This window comes from Nostoc sp. ChiVER01, assembly GCF_034531155.1.
Classification (GTDB): domain Bacteria; phylum Cyanobacteriota; class Cyanobacteriia; order Cyanobacteriales; family Nostocaceae; genus Nostoc.
Genome location: NZ_JAVRBS010000007.1, coordinates 130,454 through 148,243, shown reverse-complemented (window position 1 = coordinate 148,243; position 17,790 = coordinate 130,454). Strand labels below are relative to the sequence as shown.

General features: G+C 41.4%; 20 protein-coding genes. 7 read left to right on the top strand and 13 right to left on the bottom strand.

Features of this window, described 5'->3' with window-relative positions; genetic code table 11:
* Positions 1-49 precede the first annotated feature (49 nt).
* A complete protein-coding gene (locus tag RMY00_RS12015) occupies positions 50-970 on the top strand; it encodes a TIGR01777 family oxidoreductase (RefSeq protein ID WP_322647754.1) in 921 nt (306 codons plus the stop codon).
* Between the two features lie 79 nt (positions 971-1,049).
* Here RMY00_RS12015 and RMY00_RS12010 read toward each other — a convergent pair whose 3' ends face one another.
* From RMY00_RS12010 to RMY00_RS12000, 3 genes are all read right to left on the bottom strand, one after another.
* Positions 1,050-1,295, bottom strand: coding sequence for a hypothetical protein (locus RMY00_RS12010; protein WP_109009489.1), 246 nt, complete (start codon positions 1,293-1,295; stop codon positions 1,050-1,052).
* Between the two features lie 163 nt (positions 1,296-1,458).
* Positions 1,459-1,881: a hypothetical protein gene (locus tag RMY00_RS12005; protein WP_322647753.1), complete on the bottom strand. Its 423-nt coding sequence runs from the start codon at positions 1,879-1,881 to the stop codon at positions 1,459-1,461.
* 134 nt (positions 1,882-2,015) lie between these two features.
* Positions 2,016-2,372 carry an iron-sulfur cluster assembly accessory protein gene (locus tag RMY00_RS12000; RefSeq protein ID WP_190894026.1) on the bottom strand — a complete coding sequence of 119 codons (357 nt, stop codon included), beginning with the start codon at positions 2,370-2,372 and terminating at the stop codon, positions 2,016-2,018.
* Positions 2,373-2,700: 328 nt separating this feature from the next.
* Here RMY00_RS12000 and RMY00_RS11995 point away from each other — a divergent pair, with 328 nt between their 5' ends.
* The 4 genes from RMY00_RS11995 to RMY00_RS11980 all read left to right on the top strand — a co-directional run bounded on the left by RMY00_RS11995 (position 2,701) and on the right by RMY00_RS11980 (position 8,542).
* Positions 2,701-4,341, top strand: coding sequence for a DUF6930 domain-containing protein (locus RMY00_RS11995; protein ID WP_322647752.1), 1,641 nt, complete (start codon positions 2,701-2,703; stop codon positions 4,339-4,341).
* A gap of 1,802 nt (positions 4,342-6,143) precedes the next feature.
* Entirely contained in the window at positions 6,144-6,320 is a 177-nt protein-coding gene (locus RMY00_RS11990; protein ID WP_181985004.1) for a CopG family transcriptional regulator, read from the top strand.
* A 273-nt stretch (positions 6,321-6,593) separates the two neighbouring features.
* Positions 6,594-8,033, top strand: a complete 1,440-nt coding sequence (gene zds, locus RMY00_RS11985) for a 9,9'-di-cis-zeta-carotene desaturase (RefSeq protein ID WP_322647751.1) — start codon at positions 6,594-6,596, stop codon at positions 8,031-8,033.
* A gap of 65 nt (positions 8,034-8,098) precedes the next feature.
* Positions 8,099-8,542, top strand: a complete 444-nt coding sequence (locus RMY00_RS11980; RefSeq protein ID WP_322647750.1) for an SRPBCC family protein — start codon at positions 8,099-8,101, stop codon at positions 8,540-8,542.
* 173 nt (positions 8,543-8,715) lie between these two features.
* On the opposite strand, the gene RMY00_RS11975 is transcribed toward RMY00_RS11980, so the two are convergent.
* The 5 genes from RMY00_RS11975 to RMY00_RS11955 form a co-directional block, all read right to left on the bottom strand.
* Positions 8,716-8,934 (bottom strand): type II toxin-antitoxin system HicB family antitoxin, encoded by a 219-nt coding sequence (locus tag RMY00_RS11975; RefSeq protein ID WP_322647749.1) that lies wholly within the window; start codon positions 8,932-8,934, stop codon positions 8,716-8,718.
* Positions 8,927-9,139, bottom strand: coding sequence for a type II toxin-antitoxin system HicA family toxin (locus RMY00_RS11970; protein ID WP_322647748.1), 213 nt, complete (start codon positions 9,137-9,139; stop codon positions 8,927-8,929). Before RMY00_RS11970 ends, RMY00_RS11975 begins: the two co-directional genes overlap by 8 nt.
* A gap of 147 nt (positions 9,140-9,286) precedes the next feature.
* Positions 9,287-9,523 carry a 2Fe-2S iron-sulfur cluster-binding protein gene (locus tag RMY00_RS11965; protein WP_322647747.1) on the bottom strand — a complete coding sequence of 79 codons (237 nt, stop codon included), beginning with the start codon at positions 9,521-9,523 and terminating at the stop codon, positions 9,287-9,289.
* A gap of 68 nt (positions 9,524-9,591) precedes the next feature.
* Positions 9,592-11,070, bottom strand: a complete 1,479-nt coding sequence (gene cobQ / locus RMY00_RS11960) for a cobyric acid synthase CobQ (RefSeq protein ID WP_322647746.1) — start codon at positions 11,068-11,070, stop codon at positions 9,592-9,594.
* Between the two features lie 329 nt (positions 11,071-11,399).
* Positions 11,400-11,804, bottom strand: a complete 405-nt coding sequence (locus RMY00_RS11955) for an Npun_F0494 family protein (protein ID WP_322647745.1) — start codon at positions 11,802-11,804, stop codon at positions 11,400-11,402.
* Positions 11,805-11,999: 195 nt separating this feature from the next.
* On the opposite strand from RMY00_RS11955, the gene RMY00_RS11950 reads away from it, so the two are divergent.
* Positions 12,000-12,437, top strand: coding sequence for a peroxiredoxin (locus tag RMY00_RS11950; protein ID WP_229454613.1), 438 nt, complete (start codon positions 12,000-12,002; stop codon positions 12,435-12,437).
* Between the two features lie 91 nt (positions 12,438-12,528).
* On the opposite strand, the gene RMY00_RS11945 is transcribed toward RMY00_RS11950, so the two are convergent.
* The 5 genes from RMY00_RS11945 to RMY00_RS11925 all read right to left on the bottom strand — a co-directional run bounded on the left by RMY00_RS11945 (position 12,529) and on the right by RMY00_RS11925 (position 17,348).
* Positions 12,529-12,927 (bottom strand): hypothetical protein, encoded by a 399-nt coding sequence (locus tag RMY00_RS11945; protein ID WP_322647744.1) that lies wholly within the window; start codon positions 12,925-12,927, stop codon positions 12,529-12,531.
* Between the two features lie 36 nt (positions 12,928-12,963).
* Positions 12,964-13,851 carry an ABC transporter permease gene (locus RMY00_RS11940; protein ID WP_322647743.1) on the bottom strand — a complete coding sequence of 296 codons (888 nt, stop codon included), beginning with the start codon at positions 13,849-13,851 and terminating at the stop codon, positions 12,964-12,966.
* Between the two features lie 121 nt (positions 13,852-13,972).
* Positions 13,973-14,992 (bottom strand): ABC transporter ATP-binding protein, encoded by a 1,020-nt coding sequence (locus RMY00_RS11935; RefSeq protein ID WP_322647742.1) that lies wholly within the window; start codon positions 14,990-14,992, stop codon positions 13,973-13,975.
* A gap of 268 nt (positions 14,993-15,260) precedes the next feature.
* Positions 15,261-15,761 carry a DUF2059 domain-containing protein gene (locus RMY00_RS11930; RefSeq protein ID WP_322647741.1) on the bottom strand — a complete coding sequence of 167 codons (501 nt, stop codon included), beginning with the start codon at positions 15,759-15,761 and terminating at the stop codon, positions 15,261-15,263.
* Positions 15,762-15,869: 108 nt separating this feature from the next.
* On the bottom strand, positions 15,870-17,348 hold the full coding sequence (locus tag RMY00_RS11925; RefSeq protein WP_322647740.1) for an aminotransferase class I/II-fold pyridoxal phosphate-dependent enzyme: 1,479 nt from the start codon (positions 17,346-17,348) through the stop codon (positions 15,870-15,872).
* A gap of 175 nt (positions 17,349-17,523) precedes the next feature.
* On the opposite strand from RMY00_RS11925, the gene RMY00_RS11920 reads away from it, so the two are divergent.
* Positions 17,524-17,781, top strand: coding sequence for a DUF4926 domain-containing protein (locus RMY00_RS11920; RefSeq protein ID WP_322647739.1), 258 nt, complete (start codon positions 17,524-17,526; stop codon positions 17,779-17,781).
* Positions 17,782-17,790: the final 9 nt, after the last annotated feature.

The following is a 17,790-nucleotide window of genomic DNA, read 5'->3' as shown; positions in this document are numbered from 1 at the left end:
CTGAAGTTTGATTAAAAACTTTACAATAAAGTTTTGGCTGAGGTAGTAAATGAAAGTAGCAATTACTGGAGCAACAGGATTTGTCGGTAGTGGTTTGGTACAACGACTCCATGCAAAAGGTCATAAAATAGTAGTATTAACTCGGAATACCACCTTTGCTCAAAAGGTTTTTCCATCTGAGACGTTCCCAAATGTAGAAATTGTTGCCTATACACCAAATACATCTGGTTCTTGGCAAAGTGTCATCGCTAGTTGTGATGGCGTAGTTAATCTGGCAGGAGAACCCATTGGTGAAGGACGTTGGACACCAGAACGCAAACAAGAAATCCTCAATAGCCGGAAGCTAGGTACACAAAAAATAGTTGAAGCAATAACCAACGCTAACCCCAAGCCAACAGTGTTAATTAACGCTTCGGCTATTGGCTACTACGGCACCAGTGAAACGGCAACCTTTGATGAAACAAGCCAATCTGGTAGCGATTTTCTTGCCCAAGTCTGCCAAATCTGGGAAGCAGAAGCTAGAAAGGTAAAAGACGCTGGTGTAAGGCTAGTAATTCTGCGTTTTGGGATTGTTTTAGGTAATGGTGGTGCTTTGGATAAAATGATTACGCCTTTCAAACTCTTTGCTGGTGGGCCTATTGGCAGTGGTAGGCAGTGGTTCTCATGGATTCACGTAGACGATTTAGTTAGCCTGATTCTGGAAGCTTTAACTAAACCGGAAATAGAAGGTGTATATAATGGCACTGCCCCTAACCCAGTCACGATGGCAGATTTAAGCCAAACCTTGGGAAAAGTAATGAATCGCCCTTCTTGGTTGCCTGTTCCTAGTTTTGCGATCGAAGCTCTTTTAGGAGACGGGGCTATGGTAGTCTTAGAAGGTCAGCAAGTCCTTCCCAAACGCACCCTAGAAACAGGTTTTGAGTACAAATATCCTAATTTGCAATCAGCGTTAACACAAATTATTGCATAAATCAAAAGGGAGTGGGGAGTGGGGAATAGGGAAAGATGTGATTAAACCAATGCCCCATGCCCAATGCCCTATGCACAATCTATTGACTAGATAGAAATTTTTTGGAAACCCAACTGATAATACCACTGAGAATGGCACCACCCATAAGGATACCGATCGCTGGGTTAAATACAGGTTGCCACAGTTTATGCCACAAATCCAAACCCAAGTTTACTCCTACAGAATCACCGATCGCTGCGATCGCTAACCAGATAAAGCCAAACAAAACCAAAAAAACATCAGCGACTAAAATCGTGTTTAGCCAATTTAACAATTTATCTTTCATGATTGGAATGGGGAATGGGGAATGGGGAATGGGAAATGAGGAATAGGGAGTTGGTATTAATAAGAGACTAGGTAGACAAGGGAGAAAATTTATTCAATAAATTATCCTTGTTTTCTGACTCCGTACAGACGCGATTTATCGTGTCTCTCCCGGCTCCCCATCCTCATTCTTCAAACAGCCACTTTTTGACTTTTGTCAAACTCTGCCAATCTGGTTTTCTACTGAAACCGTCTTCAATACTGGTTTTTATTTCATCGCGCCATTCTTCATTGACAAACATTAGCTGCTGTGCTATGTCAATATGTTCTCGTAAACCTTTTTGACCTGTTTCCAGCATTGCTAAGGCCAGATTGACTCTAGCCTGTGGATCTTGGGGATTTAACTTGACTGCTTTCTGTGCAGCTTTGTAAGCCAAGTTGGGTTTGTTATCGAGTAGATATAACCAGGCTAAACAAATCCAAGCAGCACTAGTTTTAGGAGCGCGATCGCACACTTCTTTAAACACAGGGATTAAAGAATCTACTGGTTCTCCTGCTTTATAGCGTTCTAAACCTGTATCAAATAGGGATTCAACTGTATTAGTCATTGGTCATTAGTCATTAGTCATTGGTGAGCCAGTGCGGTCTTGGGGGTTTCCCCCATGAGCAACTAGTGAACCCGAAGGGTTATTAGTCATTTGTCTTTCGTCCAATGACAAGGGACAAATGACAAATGACAATATTACACCCCAAACGACTTACCGCAACCACAAGTTTGGTTGGCATTGGGGTTAGTGAATTGAAAGCCACCGCCAATCATGGCATCGCTGTAATCGAGCATTAAACCGTAGAGATATAATAAACTCTTGCGATCGCTGACAATTTTGAAGCCATCATAGTCAAAAACTTCATCCTGTGGGGTGATCTTGCTAGTGTCTTCAAAGTCCATCATGTAAGACATCCCTGAACAGCCACCCTGGCGGACTCCTACCCGTAAGCAGAAATCTGTGCCTTGCTTGTCCCGGAGGGATTTTACCTGGTGCAATGCGGCTTCGCTCAACAGAATTCCGCGTTGTTGAGGCTGAATTGCTTGTGTCATCTGCTTTTTTAACTCCTTAATTAGTCTAAGCTTTACCCTATATTCAGCTTGTTAATGCCTTTGGGTTGCCGTTAGTGTTTTTGTATTCATTCTAGCGGCTTAGATGTCGTTAGATGCCAAATTGTAAACACTCCGTTAAAAGCAGCCAAACATTTTTATTCTAGAATTAGAGACTCAGTGTGTTTAGAGATTCGGTATTTTTGGAGTTCAAACCTGGCGGCAGTCACCAGAAGCAACTATCTTTCAGGTGCAGCCATAAAAACCTAATCCGAGGCTAGCTATCCCCCAAAGTCTACTTCCAAATTGCTTCTTTTGATTAACTTACTCTATGACAAGTTTTAATCGCTCTACCAGTCGTCGGTTGAAGAAATTAACTCAAATTCCTTCTGTATGGGAGGGCGATCGCCGTCCGTTGTCATCACCAAACCAGCATTCAGACTCAGAAGGAAAGGGAGAATGCATCCTTTGGGTAGATTACTCCCAAGGCGTGGTTCGAGGAATGGACGTGGTAGCTTCAGATATCGGCCCAGAAGCAATAGTTCGGACTTTAATGCAAGCAATGGAGCATCCCCACAGTCCGGCAAGACCTGCCAGACCCCAAAGAATTATAGTCAAAGACCGGGAGATCCAATTTTACCTACGGGGGGTGCTGCAAGATTTGGATATTGCCATTGACTACGCACCAGAACTGCCTTTAATTGACGAACTGTTTCGCGGGTTTGCTGACATTCTCGATAGTCAAACCCCCGACTTACCCCCACAGTATGCACAAATCTTGCGAGAAAAAGCATTTGCAATTTGGCAAGCAGCACCTTGGGAATTTTTGGAAGAACAGCAAATTTTGTCAATCGAGATTAATAAGTGGGATGTTGGCACACTCTACGCCTCAGTCATGGGAATGCTGGGAATGGAGTATGGGATTTTGTTTTATCGCTCAGAAGAGTCTTTAAAACAGTTTCGCGCCGCCGTTTTAACAGATCAAGAATCAACGGAGCATCTAGAAGAAGCGTTCCTCAAGCAAGATTGCCTGTTTCTCACCTTTGAGAGTAGTGATGAAACCGATGAAGATGAGGATGAAGAAAGTGATTTGGCGGATCTGCCATTATCAGAAATTGACCCCACCTTCGGTAATATCCACCCCTTAGAAGGACTACGTTCTGTTTTGTATGACGAAGAAGCACTGGTAATCTTGGTTGCGATCGAAAGCTTGATCCGCTTTATTCGCGATCACCGTCGCCAGCTTCATGAGGACATCTTCCCTCCCCTTAGCCGCCGCTATCGCATTTCTCTGCCGCAGTCGGAAGAATCAACTAAATCTCTGCCTGTTACAGTCTCTACCATGCCGCAGTTAGCAGCAGAATTAGAGGAAATGGCAGGCTTTGATGTCGATGACGAGGAGAGCGAAAACCTTAACTCTCTAAATTTCCAATCATTGCAAGATGACTTGATACCAGAAGATTCCTTCCTCAGCTTAGGTGTAGTGTCTTGGGAAATGTTGGAGTCCCTGCGTAAAGGGGTTAGCTACCATCCGGCTGGTGAAATCAAACAAGTGGGTGACGGTTTGCCGGTGATTTTAATTCAAACTTCCCGGCCCAAGGCTAAGACTGTAATTGAAAGAATTGAAGCAACAGGCGGACTGAGAGCTATTTGTTTTAATCCAGGTGCTGATCCCTTCGATGGCGATCGCTACGACCTGGGTTTATTACAAACTCAAAATGGCGAATTGTTCCTATTTGGTGAATTCTTAGATGAAGATCCGATTCATGTAGAAGCCCGGAAAAAATGGAATCAGCGCTGTAAAAATACTAAGGGCTATTGTGGCTTAATCATTGCCAAAGGGCTAACCGGAGCCTCTCGTGGCAATCCTCAGTTACGAGATATGATGGCTTTGTTTGAAGCGCGATCGCTTTCACCTAAAGATTTAGGTATTGGCACTCTTCAACTGATGCCCCAACTTAAATTTGAATAGTTGCACGAATTTCCCCAATCCTCAATCTCAAATTGTAGTTATAACAAATTACAAGCAGTTTTCTTTTGCATGAAGTATGAAGCTAAGGGTTTTGAGGCAAGAGGTACAAACTCTTTATTTCTGATGCGTGAATCTTGCATTTTGTACCTCACTTCCTTGCAAAGTGCTGTAAGTTGATAGATATTTGATTCACATATTGACAAAACTGTATTCGGCATAAGAAAAAGGAAAGCTTGATCTTTTTCCAAGCGTATGGCTTTCTAACTCTTCAAAATTCTGATTTTAAGAAAGCCAAAGATTGGAAAATCCAGAGAGGAGAAAATATCCGCTCTGGATTTTCCTTTAGCTCAGAGTTCTCTCTGAATTCTGCTATATATCAACAGCAGTAGGTAACCAATGATTAGAACCTAACTTTACCTCAATTTCATGAAGGAGCTGTATTTTGAAATTTTTCCAGCCTTTCTATATGAAGATTTACTAGTATAAATCAGTACAAACAACTAAAAAAAGTTCCGCAAAGTTCTGTTTCATAAAATCTAGGTGACGTACCTATATATAGAAATATTTTTTAACTATTTACTGAGTTTTCTATATTGTTATATATCAATATAATTAAGCAAAATCTGAGAATATATCTTTTTCTTTGTAATTTTTTTATAAAGAATGAAAATGAGTTTATTTAGTCTCTAAATGAAGATTATTTAAAGCGTATAAACAATAGCTATAATGAATACATAATTGAAAAAAACGGAATGTATAATTATTTCTATGAGTATACTTACTAAATAATAAATGTTTGCAAATTAAAAGTATATTAGCAGTAATTTATTTTTGAAAAAATTTACTGCCTAATTTATGGTACAAAAATTTGCAAAAAAAATAATTTGTCTAATCTTTCAATGGATACATACTATGAATGGGAAAAAAAGCACTGAGTCTAAGACAAACTATATCACTAGAGAGAAGATAAAACACATCTTAGATTGCATCGTATTTTTACGGCGAGTTAGTGTAAAAGAATGAAGCAAAAATAAAATATTGTTTTCGGCAACAGTCAAGTAACACCATCTCTGTTTTGCAAGCATTTATCTGTGTAAAATTACAGATAATGCTGTTAAAATTTACCAAAATTTTAGCGATTTACACCCAGGAAACCGAGTTTTATAAGTTTTTTGGTGGTTACTATATTGACGCAAAGAAGCAATCAGCTTGATAGAAGATAGCCAAAATTCATAAACGTTCAAGTAGCTTTTAACTTCATGGTTAAAGTAATGGGTTTAGATGGGTGTTTGTTTTAGAGCGAACGCTTATTTGCCTACTTTTAAGTGATTATTCACAACCTCTATAGGCGATGGTAACTCGCCTGTCATAAAGCATTTCGGCATGATAATGATTCTGAAGCTTTATTTTATGGTGTTATCTGAGATGTTCTCTTCAAGTGGGTTTGGCGAACTTGGTTAAGAGATAAGGTCAAATACTTCCGATGGAGAATAACTTTGGAAATCTTGATTGAATCAACAGTACGTGTCTCAAATTCATTTATAAAATTTCATTGTCAGGCTTTACTCATGATGTTAGTAGCGTTATTATCTTCAAAAGCAACTATGTGGTCTTTATCCTGTCACCAGAGTAACAAATAAAGCGTAGTTTTTTATTTTTTTTAGGAAATGATGAATACTTTGACAAAACGAACATTTTTAATATTAATAATATTACTTGTTTCGTGAGACAAATTCTGATAACCTTATCGGTTCCCTCTTTAATTTAGAATCTTCCGACGATCTAAATATCCAGCAGATAGCATGATAATGACAAATAAAAAATGGGCTGTTAAACGTATAACTGTCAATCTCGCAACACAGGAAGCGGAAAAGCTAGAAAAATATTGTCAACAAACAGGTAGACCCGCAACCGATGTGATTCGCGAACTGATTAGAAGTTTGCCTGTCTCCGATGACGACAAAGATGTAAACAAGTAAGAAGTTGCTTTTACGATTTACCAGATAACTGCTTTGTTACCAAAAAATAGCTATGATATTTTTTTGAGTACGTCGCTATGGACAAGAGTTTGTGTAGCTGATACAGACGCGTTTTTCTCGCGTCTGGTCAATTGCCAGGATTAAAACGAGCGATGAAAAAGATTTTAGTATCGCAATTGCGATGCTTTAATATGTGGTGGAGTTGATATTAAGTAGCAAATTCCGACACCAACGCAGTTACAATCTGTAAAGAAACTGAAAAGGAACGACGGAATGCGTGTTGCAATCGTAGGTGCGGGACTGGCTGGGCTAGCAACCGCAGTAGATTTAACTGATGCTGGTTGTGAAGTAGAGATTTTTGAGTCTCGTCCGTTTGTGGGTGGTAAAGTTGGCAGTTGGGTTGATGGCGATGGCAACCATCTAGAAATGGGTTTGCATGTATTTTTCGGCTGCTACTACCAACTATTTGACTTGATGAAGAAAGTGGGGGTGTTAGAAAACTTACGCCTCAAAGAACATACCCACACTTTTATTAATAAAGGAGGCCGCACCGGTGCTTTGGATTTTCGGTTCCTAACAGGTGCGCCTTTCAATGGCTTAAAGGCATTTTTCACGACCTCTCAACTATCGTTGCAGGATAAACTGCAAAATGCGATCGCTCTGGGTACTAGTCCCATAGTTCGCGGGTTGGTAGACTTTAACGGGGCGATGAAAACCATCCGCAACTTAGATAAAGTTAGCTTTGCCGACTGGTTCCGCAGCCACGGTGGGAGCAATGGCAGCATCAAACGTATGTGGAACCCCATTGCCTACGCATTGGGATTTATTGATTGCGAAAATATGTCTGCCCGTTGTATGTTAACGATATTTCAGTTATTTGCAGTCAGAACTGAAGCCTCTGTTTTGCGAATGCTGGAAGGTTCTCCATCTGAGTATTTGCACAAGCCCATTCTGGAATATTTAGAAGTTAGAGGCACGAAAGTTTATACGCGTCGGCAAGTTCGAGAAATTCAATTTACTGAGTTAGACGAACAAACGCGCGTCACTGGTATAGTAGTTGCCCAAGGTGATACATTAGAAACTATCACTGCTGATGCTTATGTCTTTGCCTGTGATGTTCCAGGAATTCAACGCATCCTACCCCACGAGTGGCGTAAGTGGTCAGAATTTGACAATATTTACAAACTAGATGCAGTGCCAGTGGCTACAGTACAGTTACGTTTCGATGGCTGGGTAACTGAACTCAACGATGGAGAGCAACGTAAACAGCTAAATCATGCGGCTGGAATTGATAATTTGCTATACACAGCAGATGCTGACTTTTCTTGTTTTGCCGATTTGGCGTTGACTAGCCCTGCTGATTATTATCGCCCAGGACAGGGTTCACTGTTACAGTTAGTGCTGACACCGGGAGATCCGTTTATTGCACAAAGCAATGAAGCGATCGCCCAGCATGTCCTCAAGCAAGTGCATGAACTGTTTCCCTCGTCGCGGCAGCTAAATATGACTTGGTATAGTGTGGTAAAACTTGCTCAGTCTCTCTACCGAGAAGCGCCAGGGATGGATGCATACCGTCCTAACCAAAAGACACCAGTAGATAATTTCTTCCTTGCAGGGAGTTATACTCAGCAAGATTACATCGACAGCATGGAAGGTGCTACTATTTCTGGACGGCGGGCGGCAAAAGTGATTTTGGAGAATTTGAAGAAATAACTAACCGCGTACTCCTGCAAAAAACAAGCTATGCAAATCATCTCAAAGAGAAGGAAAAAGAGAGAATGTCAGATTGGTTAGAGCATACTGTGCAGGTAGAAGTAGACGCTCCCATAGATTTAGTATGGAGCCTCTGGTCAGATTTGGAGCAAATGCCCCGGTGGATGAAGTGGATTGATTCGGTGAAAATTCCGCCAGATAATCCAGATATATCTCTTTGGAAATTAAAGACGGGCAGTCTAGAATTTACTTGGAAATCCCGAATTCTCAAAGTTATTCCCAACCAAATTATCCAATGGGAATCGATTGATGGTTTGCCGAATCAGGGAGCAATTCGCTTTTACGATCGCCACAATAGTAGCATTGTTAAAATGACCATTTCCTACGCTATCCCCGGCATTCTTGGCAAAATTATGGATAACTTGTTTCTGGGGCGTGTAGTTGAATCGACAATTCAAGCTGACTTGGAAAGGTTTAAAGAATACGCGCTGAATGTTAAAGCTAATTAATTCATATATATAGCAAAAACAGACAGTAGGAAACAATCTGTAAAAGTTTCTTGCTGTCTAATAGGGAAAATATGGATTTTTTAAATACAAAATAACTACAAAAATATTATTTCAAGCAAAATAAGCCGCATTGCACAAATTGTGCAGCATTAATTACCACCTACTCAATCGCGTTAACGCACTCTACTTACTGTTGGTTCTGGAAGTGGATCACCGACAGCTTCGTAAGCAATAATTAGAGACTCTAAAGCTTCAATTCCATTTGCCACAGCTAACTTGTAAGTATCCCCATGAGTCCGCCAGCGTTGTCCTGGAAAATCAGGGAATCCTACCAAGAAGCAATCATCTTCATCAGACCACTGAATAATCATTTGGTACTTAAGCTTACTCATCTTTTTCTTTTCCTTCTACTTCCTCAATTGCCTGTTTCACTTCTTTCTCTTGGTAGCGTTTAGCATCTGCTCCGTCTTTGCCTGAAATCGTGATTTTCCCACTATAGAAGGGATGCACCCAGTTAGTATGACTTCCTTTTCCTGAGACTTCTGTAAAACCTACTTGGGAAAGCATTTGCTTCAGTTCCCGGATTTTCTTTGGCATTAATTTAGTAAAAAATGCGATCGCCACAGTAAGAAACAATAGGTTAAAGTTTCTTGATGTCTATCCAAAAAATCTAATCAATGATTAGGTTTTTTTATGCATTGACTTGTTTTACTATACTAGTCCTTGTCAATAACAAGGGCAATATTACCAAGTTGGGTCACTAAACAAATTAATTGTCAATTCCTGGCGTGGTGGTACTGCGGTGATACAAGCGCGGATGATTTCTCCATCCTCTAATTCGACAGTGCAAGCGTGACAAGACCCCATTAGACAACCGGTGGGAATAAATACCCCAGCCCGGTCTGCTACATCTAACAGGGCTTCTCCCACTTCGGCATCTACTGTGACATCATCTGGTAAAAAGCGGACACGAACAATCATTGGTCATTGGTCATTAGCGACTAATGACACTCTAATCTAAAAAATGTGCGATTTTTATGCACTTACGTTTAAGACAAAAATGGAGTTAAGTCTAAATGGCTTTCTACTTCAGTGGCTAAAGAGTCCAAAATCTGCTCTCGCTGTTCCCGGTAGTTAGCAACTCCGGTGGGCAAAGATTTTAAACCGCGCTGTTGACGGAGGCGATTTAACCAAGCGCGTCGCCAAGGGCCGTTGTCAAAAAGCCCGTGGAGATAACTTCCCCAGACTGATTGACAACTATCCACTAACCCTAAATTAATATCATCAAATAGGGCATGGTACGATTGAGGGTCTATACCTTGCTGTTCGATGCGCGATCGCCCTTGGTGAATTTCAAAGCCATTTACTGGTAAGCCCTGTTGCGGATAATTCGAGCTAACTTGACGCTGGCGAGCGATTTTTTGCCCAGTAATTACGGTTCTGATTGGTAAAAGATTTAACCCCTGATACCTGCCTGCTTGTCCCTCTATCCCTTCCGGATCAGCGATGATTTGACCGAGCATTTGATACCCACCGCAGACACCTAAAACCGTTCCCCCAGAAGCCGCATAGTGTTGGATAGCCTCTGCCATACCGCTTTTTTGCAACAGTAGCAAATCAGCAATTGTGGTTTTTGTACCTGGGATAATCACGGCATCAGGATGTCCCAAATCTTGCTTAGGACTTAAATATTTTACTGAAACAGTGCTTTCTGATTCGAGTGGGTCAAAGTCAGTAAAATTGGCAATTCTGGGTAAGCGGATGACGGCAATGTTGAGGTCAGCTTGGGCTTTATAGGATTGACGTTCTAGCAAATCAAGAGAGTCTTCTGCTGAAAATACTTGTTGTAAGTAGGGTATAACACCAATAACAGGAATACCTGTGCGTTCTTCTAACCATTTTATCCCCGGATCTAGGAGCGATCGCTGCCCTCGAAACTTGTTAATTACTATACCCTTAATTAAGGCGCGTTCATCTGGTTCTAATAACTCTAAGGTTCCCACAACATGGGCAAAAGCACCACCCCGATCAATATCAACTACTAACATCGTTGGCGCATTTAAATGTTTTGCCACTCGCATATTAGTTAAGTCGCGGTGCTTGAGGTTAATCTCTGCTGGACTACCGGCACCTTCACAAACCACCATGTCAAATTCTGTTCCTAAATGCTGTAGCGATTCTTCAATTGTCCGCCACCCCAGGTCAAAATATTGCTCGTAGTAATCTGAGGCACTTACTTTACCAACAGACCTGCCTTTAATAATTACTTGGGAAGTCATATCCCCTTGAGGTTTGAGTAAAATTGGGTTCATTTCTACCCAAGGCACGACTCCCGCCGCCCAAGCTTGCACTGCTTGGGCATAGCCAATTTCTCCACCATTGGCAGTGACATAAGCATTTAAAGCCATATTTTGACCTTTAAAGGGAGCCACTCGCCAGCCACGCCGCGACAGAATGCGACAAATAGCTGTAGTTAAAAGTGATTTCCCTGCATGGGATGTTGTCCCCACCACCATAATTGATTTCATAGTTGCTATTAGTTAGTTTTCAGGATACAGGGTGAATTTTTAGGAGCGAACAATAGCCGAGCAGGGGGAGATCAGAGAGATGAGGGGGATGAGGGAGCAGAGGGAGAAGAACTAATACATCATGCCCAATGCCCAATGACGCCAGTTGCTTCAAGTCGGCAGAGCCGCCCAACGCACTGGCTCCCCAATGCCCAATGCCCCATGCTCACCACAAGCATCACAAATTTTAATTATTAGATGATTATGGTAAAGACTTCATGAATAGATGTGACGTTTCCGTATATATTGTTCCCTTTGATTCCCTAATCCTAACTTTTTAGTTTTTTATTCTAAAAAGGTATCCGTAACCAACGAATCACAATATCGGATAAACGATCGCGCCATGAAGGTGTCCGCCAATTTTTTCCCTGATATTGTTCTACCAACTGACGACCCAAGGGAGTGAGGCGAAAACTATCTGTAATCCCCTGACCATCGACTTCTCGCCGTAATACACCCACTTGAATCAGCCAGCCCAAGGCGTTGTCACAGGCTAATTCTGATAAAGGGCGTTTAGTATAGCCCTGCTTGAGACCATTTTCTAAGGCGATCGCAGCTAATGACACACTTCTTTGTCCCATGACTTCAAATAAAGATAAATTGAAGGGCGAACACACTAGCGATCGCTCGGCTCTGTCTACTGTGCTTTGAGGATAGACAAAAATATTTGGGTTTTGGGAATCAACAGCAGGCATTGTGTATAGGTAGTAATTTTTCTTCTGATAAAAATTAATATAAGAATATATTTTTCCTTGTAGCAACTACCTTATTTAAGCAAAAACTGCTTACCTAAAGTATAGTTATGCTATTTTTTAGTAATTATATTTAATGATTATAAATTAATGTAAAATTTCAAGTGCATCAACAATCTGAAACAGGAAAGGTTTATTATGCCTCTAGCAGTTGGTACGGATGCACCTGCATTTACCGCCAAAGATACAAACGGCAACACAGTCTCGCTATCTGATTTGAGGGGAAAGACAGTTGTTTTGTATTTTTACCCCAAAGATGACACGCCAGGCTGCACCAAACAAGCCTGTAGTTTTCGGGATGCCCAGGCTCAATATCAAGGTAAAGATATTGTCATATTGGGAGTCAGTGCAGATGATGAAGTCTCTCATCAGGCATTCACCCAAAAATATGATTTGAATTTTCCTCTACTGGCTGACACCGACAAATCCCTCATCAAAGCTTTCGATGTGGATGGCGGTGGTTATGCCAAGCGCGTCACCTACGTAATTGACCCCAACGGCAAAATTACCCATGTTGACACTAGTGTAAATACCACCACCCATGCTAGCGATGTTTTAGCTGCACTTGGGCTGTAGTTTTTTACCTGATAACTAAGGATTTTTTAATAGTTTCAGCCCCAAGCCCTGCTTGACAAAGCACTACAAGCTTGGGGTTCTTTATTTGAATTCAGTTACCTGATTGTGGTGTAACTGATGGCGGTGTAGCTGATGGTAGTGTAAACGATGGCAAACTGGGGGTTGCTTGCTGTTGTTGACCCTGAATTAGTTTTTGTTGTCTTGCTTTAAAAGCTGCTGCGGCTGAGTCTAGTTGTTCGTTCTGTTGGTTAGAATTCCAGTTGAGAGTCCCGAAATTTGCCCGATGAATCAGGTCAAACATGTTGAAGTTGTCTGAGTTTGAACGGGAGAAGGGATCGGTATTTTGGTCAGTTGTACTATTACTGGGAAAAGCATCGGCTGGGCTGCTGACTTGAGCCGAACTTGGTTGAGCCATCAGCAAGGAAGCAAAACTAATTCCTGCCAGGGTAGCTACAAAGAGTCTAGGAATTTGTAAAAATGATTTTTTCATGGGATTTTGACCCTAAAATTGCTCTATTTTATCTCTTTAAGCAAGAGTTCGTCGCAGTTGGGGTTGGATACTCAGTAAGGCAACAACGGCAAAGCTAAACAATACCAGCAATGCTCCCCCGAAGGTAACATCACCCCAAGGAGCTTGCATGACTACGCTACTTAGTTCCCAACTACTATGGAGATATAGATAGCGAATAGGTTCGATCGCATAGCTGAGGGGATTTAGGGTAGCTACAACCTGCAACCACCCAGGCATGAAGGATAGAGGAGCCAAAGCAGTACTAGCAAACAATAATGGTAGGTTAGTGACAAAAATCACTGCAATCAATTCGATGTGTCCGGGTAGAGCGAAAGCTAAACCAAGGGAGATTGCTGTTACGCCTAAAGCTAAGAGAAAGACAATTAGAGCGATCGCAAATAAACCCGTTGCATCTGGTAGTCCAGCCCCAATAAACGCTGCTGCTGCAACAATCACGGCTGCTTGCAGCAAACTTTGGCTGATGATAAAGATTGCTGAAGCAAAGACAATGGAAAAGCGTGATGCTAAGGGTGCTACCAGCAAACGATTCAAAAAGCCGAACTCGCGGTCAAACATTACGGGCAAACCAGCATTCAACGCCCCAGCAAAGGCTGTAAACACAATCACTCCAGCAGCCAAAAATTGCCCGTAATTTGTTGTACTTCCGAACAATCCCTTGGGTGCATTTTGAAATAAAGCACCAAATAGCACCAACCACATCATCGGCTGAATAATTCCGGCAACCAATGTGGAGGGACGCCGTTGTAACTGAATAAACAAGCGACGAGTTAAAGCCAACGTCTCTTGTACCAATTCACCGAAAAAGTTAGGTGCAGGATTAACATCTGCTTGTGGCGATGCTAACGGCTGCCAATTGATATCAGATTTAGGAGTAACACTCATAGCAATTTTGGATTTTGGATTTTGGATTTTGAATTTTAGATTGGAGGCTGGGGATTGGTTAATAGTTCGTTCTTCTTCCCCTGCCTCCCCTGCCTCCCCTGCCTCCTCTGCTTCCCCTGCTTTATCTCATATTCTGCTTTTTCTCAGCTTTAGGATCGCGAGTGGCAACGGCTGCTAGTTCTGCATCCATCAGTGTGCGTCCTGTAGCGGCGAGGTAAACATCATCGAGGCTGGGGCGAGATTGGGCTATGCCAAATATGGGCAAGTTAGCGGTATTCAGCGCTTGCTGTATGTTAATCAGAGCATCGTTCTGAGGTGTCACTACTAAGTTGAGGGAATTACCTTGAGCGCTGTTGATGATCACTTCTTGCACAAACGGCAAAGGTTGCAAGAGGTTTTTGGCAATTTCTGCTTCCTCAGTGGGGGAAAACTCGCGGATTCGCAAAGTGATGCGATCGCCCCCTACTTGATCTTTCAATTGTGAAGGTGTGCCAGCCGCAATTACAACGCCGCGATCTATAATTGCCACGCGATCCGCTAAAGCGTCAACCTCTTCTAAGTAATGGCTGGTAATTACTACTGTCGTCCCAGAGGCACGTAATTTTCTCAGGAAATCCCATACCACGAACCGGGTTTCTATGTCAAGCCCTACTGTTGGCTCATCTAAGACTAAAACATCCGGTGAATGGAGTAACCCAGCAGCCAAGTCTAGGCGCTTACGTAAACCGCCGGAATAGGTTCCTGTCTTTTTATTGGCGTATTCTTGCAAACCGAGTAAATCTAATACAGTCTCAATGCGCTGTTTGGCTACTGCGCCTGGGAGGTGATAAAGTGCGGCTTGCAGTTGCAGCAGTTCTCTTCCAGTCAGCACCTTATCTATAGCGACTTCTTGAGCTACGTAGCCTAATCGTTGTCTTGCCACTCTCGGATTATCTAACACAGAGATGCCAGATACTTCGATTTTACCAGCATCCGGTGTGGTAAGTGTACATAAGGCACGCAAGGTTGTAGTTTTCCCAGCACCGTTGGGGCCTAGTAAACCAAAGATTTCTCCTGATTCTACCTGAAAGGAAACATCTTGGACGGCGACCACTGTGCCGTAGCGCTTTTGCAAATTTTGAATGAAAACGGCGGGAGCCATGACAGCTTTTCCCCAACTATACAAATCTCAATAAAGTCTATCTTTATTGTAGAAGGTGAAGAGCAAAGTTGATCTGAGTTTAAAGTTGCTTTATCAAGCAAGTCACAATAGGCACAGAGGGAGCTTTGTATTTCAAAGGACAGCTGACCAATTGACTTAGGACGGTCTGAATGCAAAAATGTACAATTCTTTTCGCGCATCAGTTTAGTGATTGAGTAGAACCTAAAAATTACCCATTCCTAAATTTCAATTAAAATCATACACTGCTTTATTTACTAGGGCGAATATATCCTTCTTCTTCCAATTTTTTTAATGCTCTTTGGGCTGCTGCTATTCCATATTTTCTTCCAACATCATAAGATTCCTGAGAAATTTGGGGAATAACGGTAATTGTTTTTTGTCCTAAAGGTGTCTGATAAAATGTAATAAGTTGTTTTATTTCTTCATTAGTAAAATATTTATTATAAATAGGAATAATCTCATCTACAAGATCATCTGAGTTGAATTCAGTAGCAAACTTATCCCAAAAATTTTGAGGGACTTGAGGGTAATCGGACTTAACATTATTTAATAATTGATTGAGGATCTGTCGAGAAAGATTTTTCACACCAGTTAACTCAAACAATTTCTTGATATTATTAGTTTTTTCTATTTGTTGAGCGTTACTACTTGGTGCAATAAGATTAGGTGGACTTTGAGCAAAAGCGGCTCTATTATAGGTTGTTACCAGAGAAAGTAGAACTGCTACTAACCAAAAATTTCTCTTCATTGATTTAAATTTATTCTTAATAAAGTATTATTTACTAAATTTGAAAAATGAGCAATCATTGTGAGAAATATGTTTAAGCTATTATGCTTAAATTTACCATATAAGTTATTAGTTTACTACCTTTAAGGTTTGTAAACTCCTATCAGCACAACCACTGATCAATCCTCCCATTGCCTGGATTTGTTGCAGATAGTCAAGGACGGGTTTGGTGATGACTTCTCCTGGCATTAATACAGGAATTCCTGGGGGATAGGGACAGACGATTTCGGCACAGATGCGTTGATTGGTCTGTATTAAAGGTAGTATCTCACTGACAGCAAAAAAGGCTTCACGGGGAGAATAACATAAAGCATGACACTGTGTAGTGAAAAGCTCTTGCCAAAGATGGCTTTTAACATTCAAGTTGGTTCGGCGATATTCTTTGGCAAGAGTGGTAAAACTTTGTAGCAGTTGCTCAATATCGGCTAGGGTGTTGCCCAAACTAATGATAAATGTGAGATGTTGCAATGAAGCGAATTCGGCAGTGACAGCAAATTTTTCATCTAGAATTTCATCTGCTTCAAATCCGGTTAAGCCTAAATTAGAAACAGTGACAGTTAGTCGTGTTTTGTCTAAAGCTACAAAACCCGGAGATCCCCCCAACCCCCCTTTTAAAGGCGAGCTTAAAACTGATAATCCAGGAATTTGATTGATTTTTGTTCTAGCTTCATCAGCAAGTTGTAAAGTGCGAGACATCAGCATTTTTCCGTGGAGTGCCATTTGCTGACGCGCCGCATCTAAAGAAGCTAAAAGTAAATAACTAGGGCTGGTAGATTGTAAGAGTTGCAAAGCTTTACTGATGCGATCGCCATCTATCCGATTACCTTGGATGTGCAGCATTGATGCTTGTGTCATTGCACCAAGTACTTTGTGGATGGATTGTACAGTTAAATCAGCACCTGCCGCTAAAGCTGGAGTGGGTAATTCTGGATGAAAGGCAAAGTGGGCGCCGTGTGCCTCATCTACAAGTAGAGGAAGATTATATTGATGTGTGATGTTGGCGATCGCACTCAAATTTCCGCAAACGCCGTAATATGTTGGGTAAACTGTCAACACTGCTTTAGCGTCGGGATGCTGTTGCAGTGCAGATTGTACAGCATTAGGCGTGATGCTGTGGGCAATATCTAAAACTGGATCGTATTCAGGATTGAGAAAAATTGGTATTGCACCAGAGAGAATTAAACCAGCGATCGCAGATGAATGAACATTGCGAGGCAGAATGATTTTATCGCCTGTGCCACAGGTAGCGAGAATTGCTGCTTCAATGCCACAAGTAGAACCATTGACAAGGAACCATGTTTGTAATGCGCCAAATGCCTCAGATGCTAGTTGTTGTGCTTCTTGAATAACGCCTTGGGGCGCAAAAAGATTATCTAAATCTGCTAATTCGGTTAAATCAGCGCGAAAGACAGCTTTACCAAATAAGTCAGCTAAGGGTTGAGAAATTCCCTCACCTTGTTTATGTCCTGGGGTGTAAAAAGGTGCATGGAATCTTGCTGCATTGGCTTTTAAGGCATCTAATAAGGGTATTTGATTTTGATTGAGCATTAAAATAATTCGTAATTCGTAATTCGTAATTCGTAATAAAAAAACCGGAAATTTGACCAACAGTTTAAGGTAGATTGGATAGTACCTAATACAGATAGAATCAGGCTGCGGACAATCTGGGAAACTACCGCTAATAAACCCTATCCATGTTTGATTATTGCATTTTTGAAGTTAAATGAAAAAAGTTAAACTTTTGGATAGTATTGCTACACTAAAGCCTATTCCAATTGAGAGATTACAACTAATAGAAGAAGATTATACTTCTATCGCAAGCTTACCTAGTGGGCAAGTTGGAACAATTGTAGAAGTGTATGAGCAAGAAGAATATCATTATTTAGTCGAGTTTGCTGATACCCAGGGCTGCGAATATGCAATAGCGACTTTGAGAGCAGATGAAATCTTAGTTTTACATTATGATTTGGCAATTGCCTAATGTACAGCA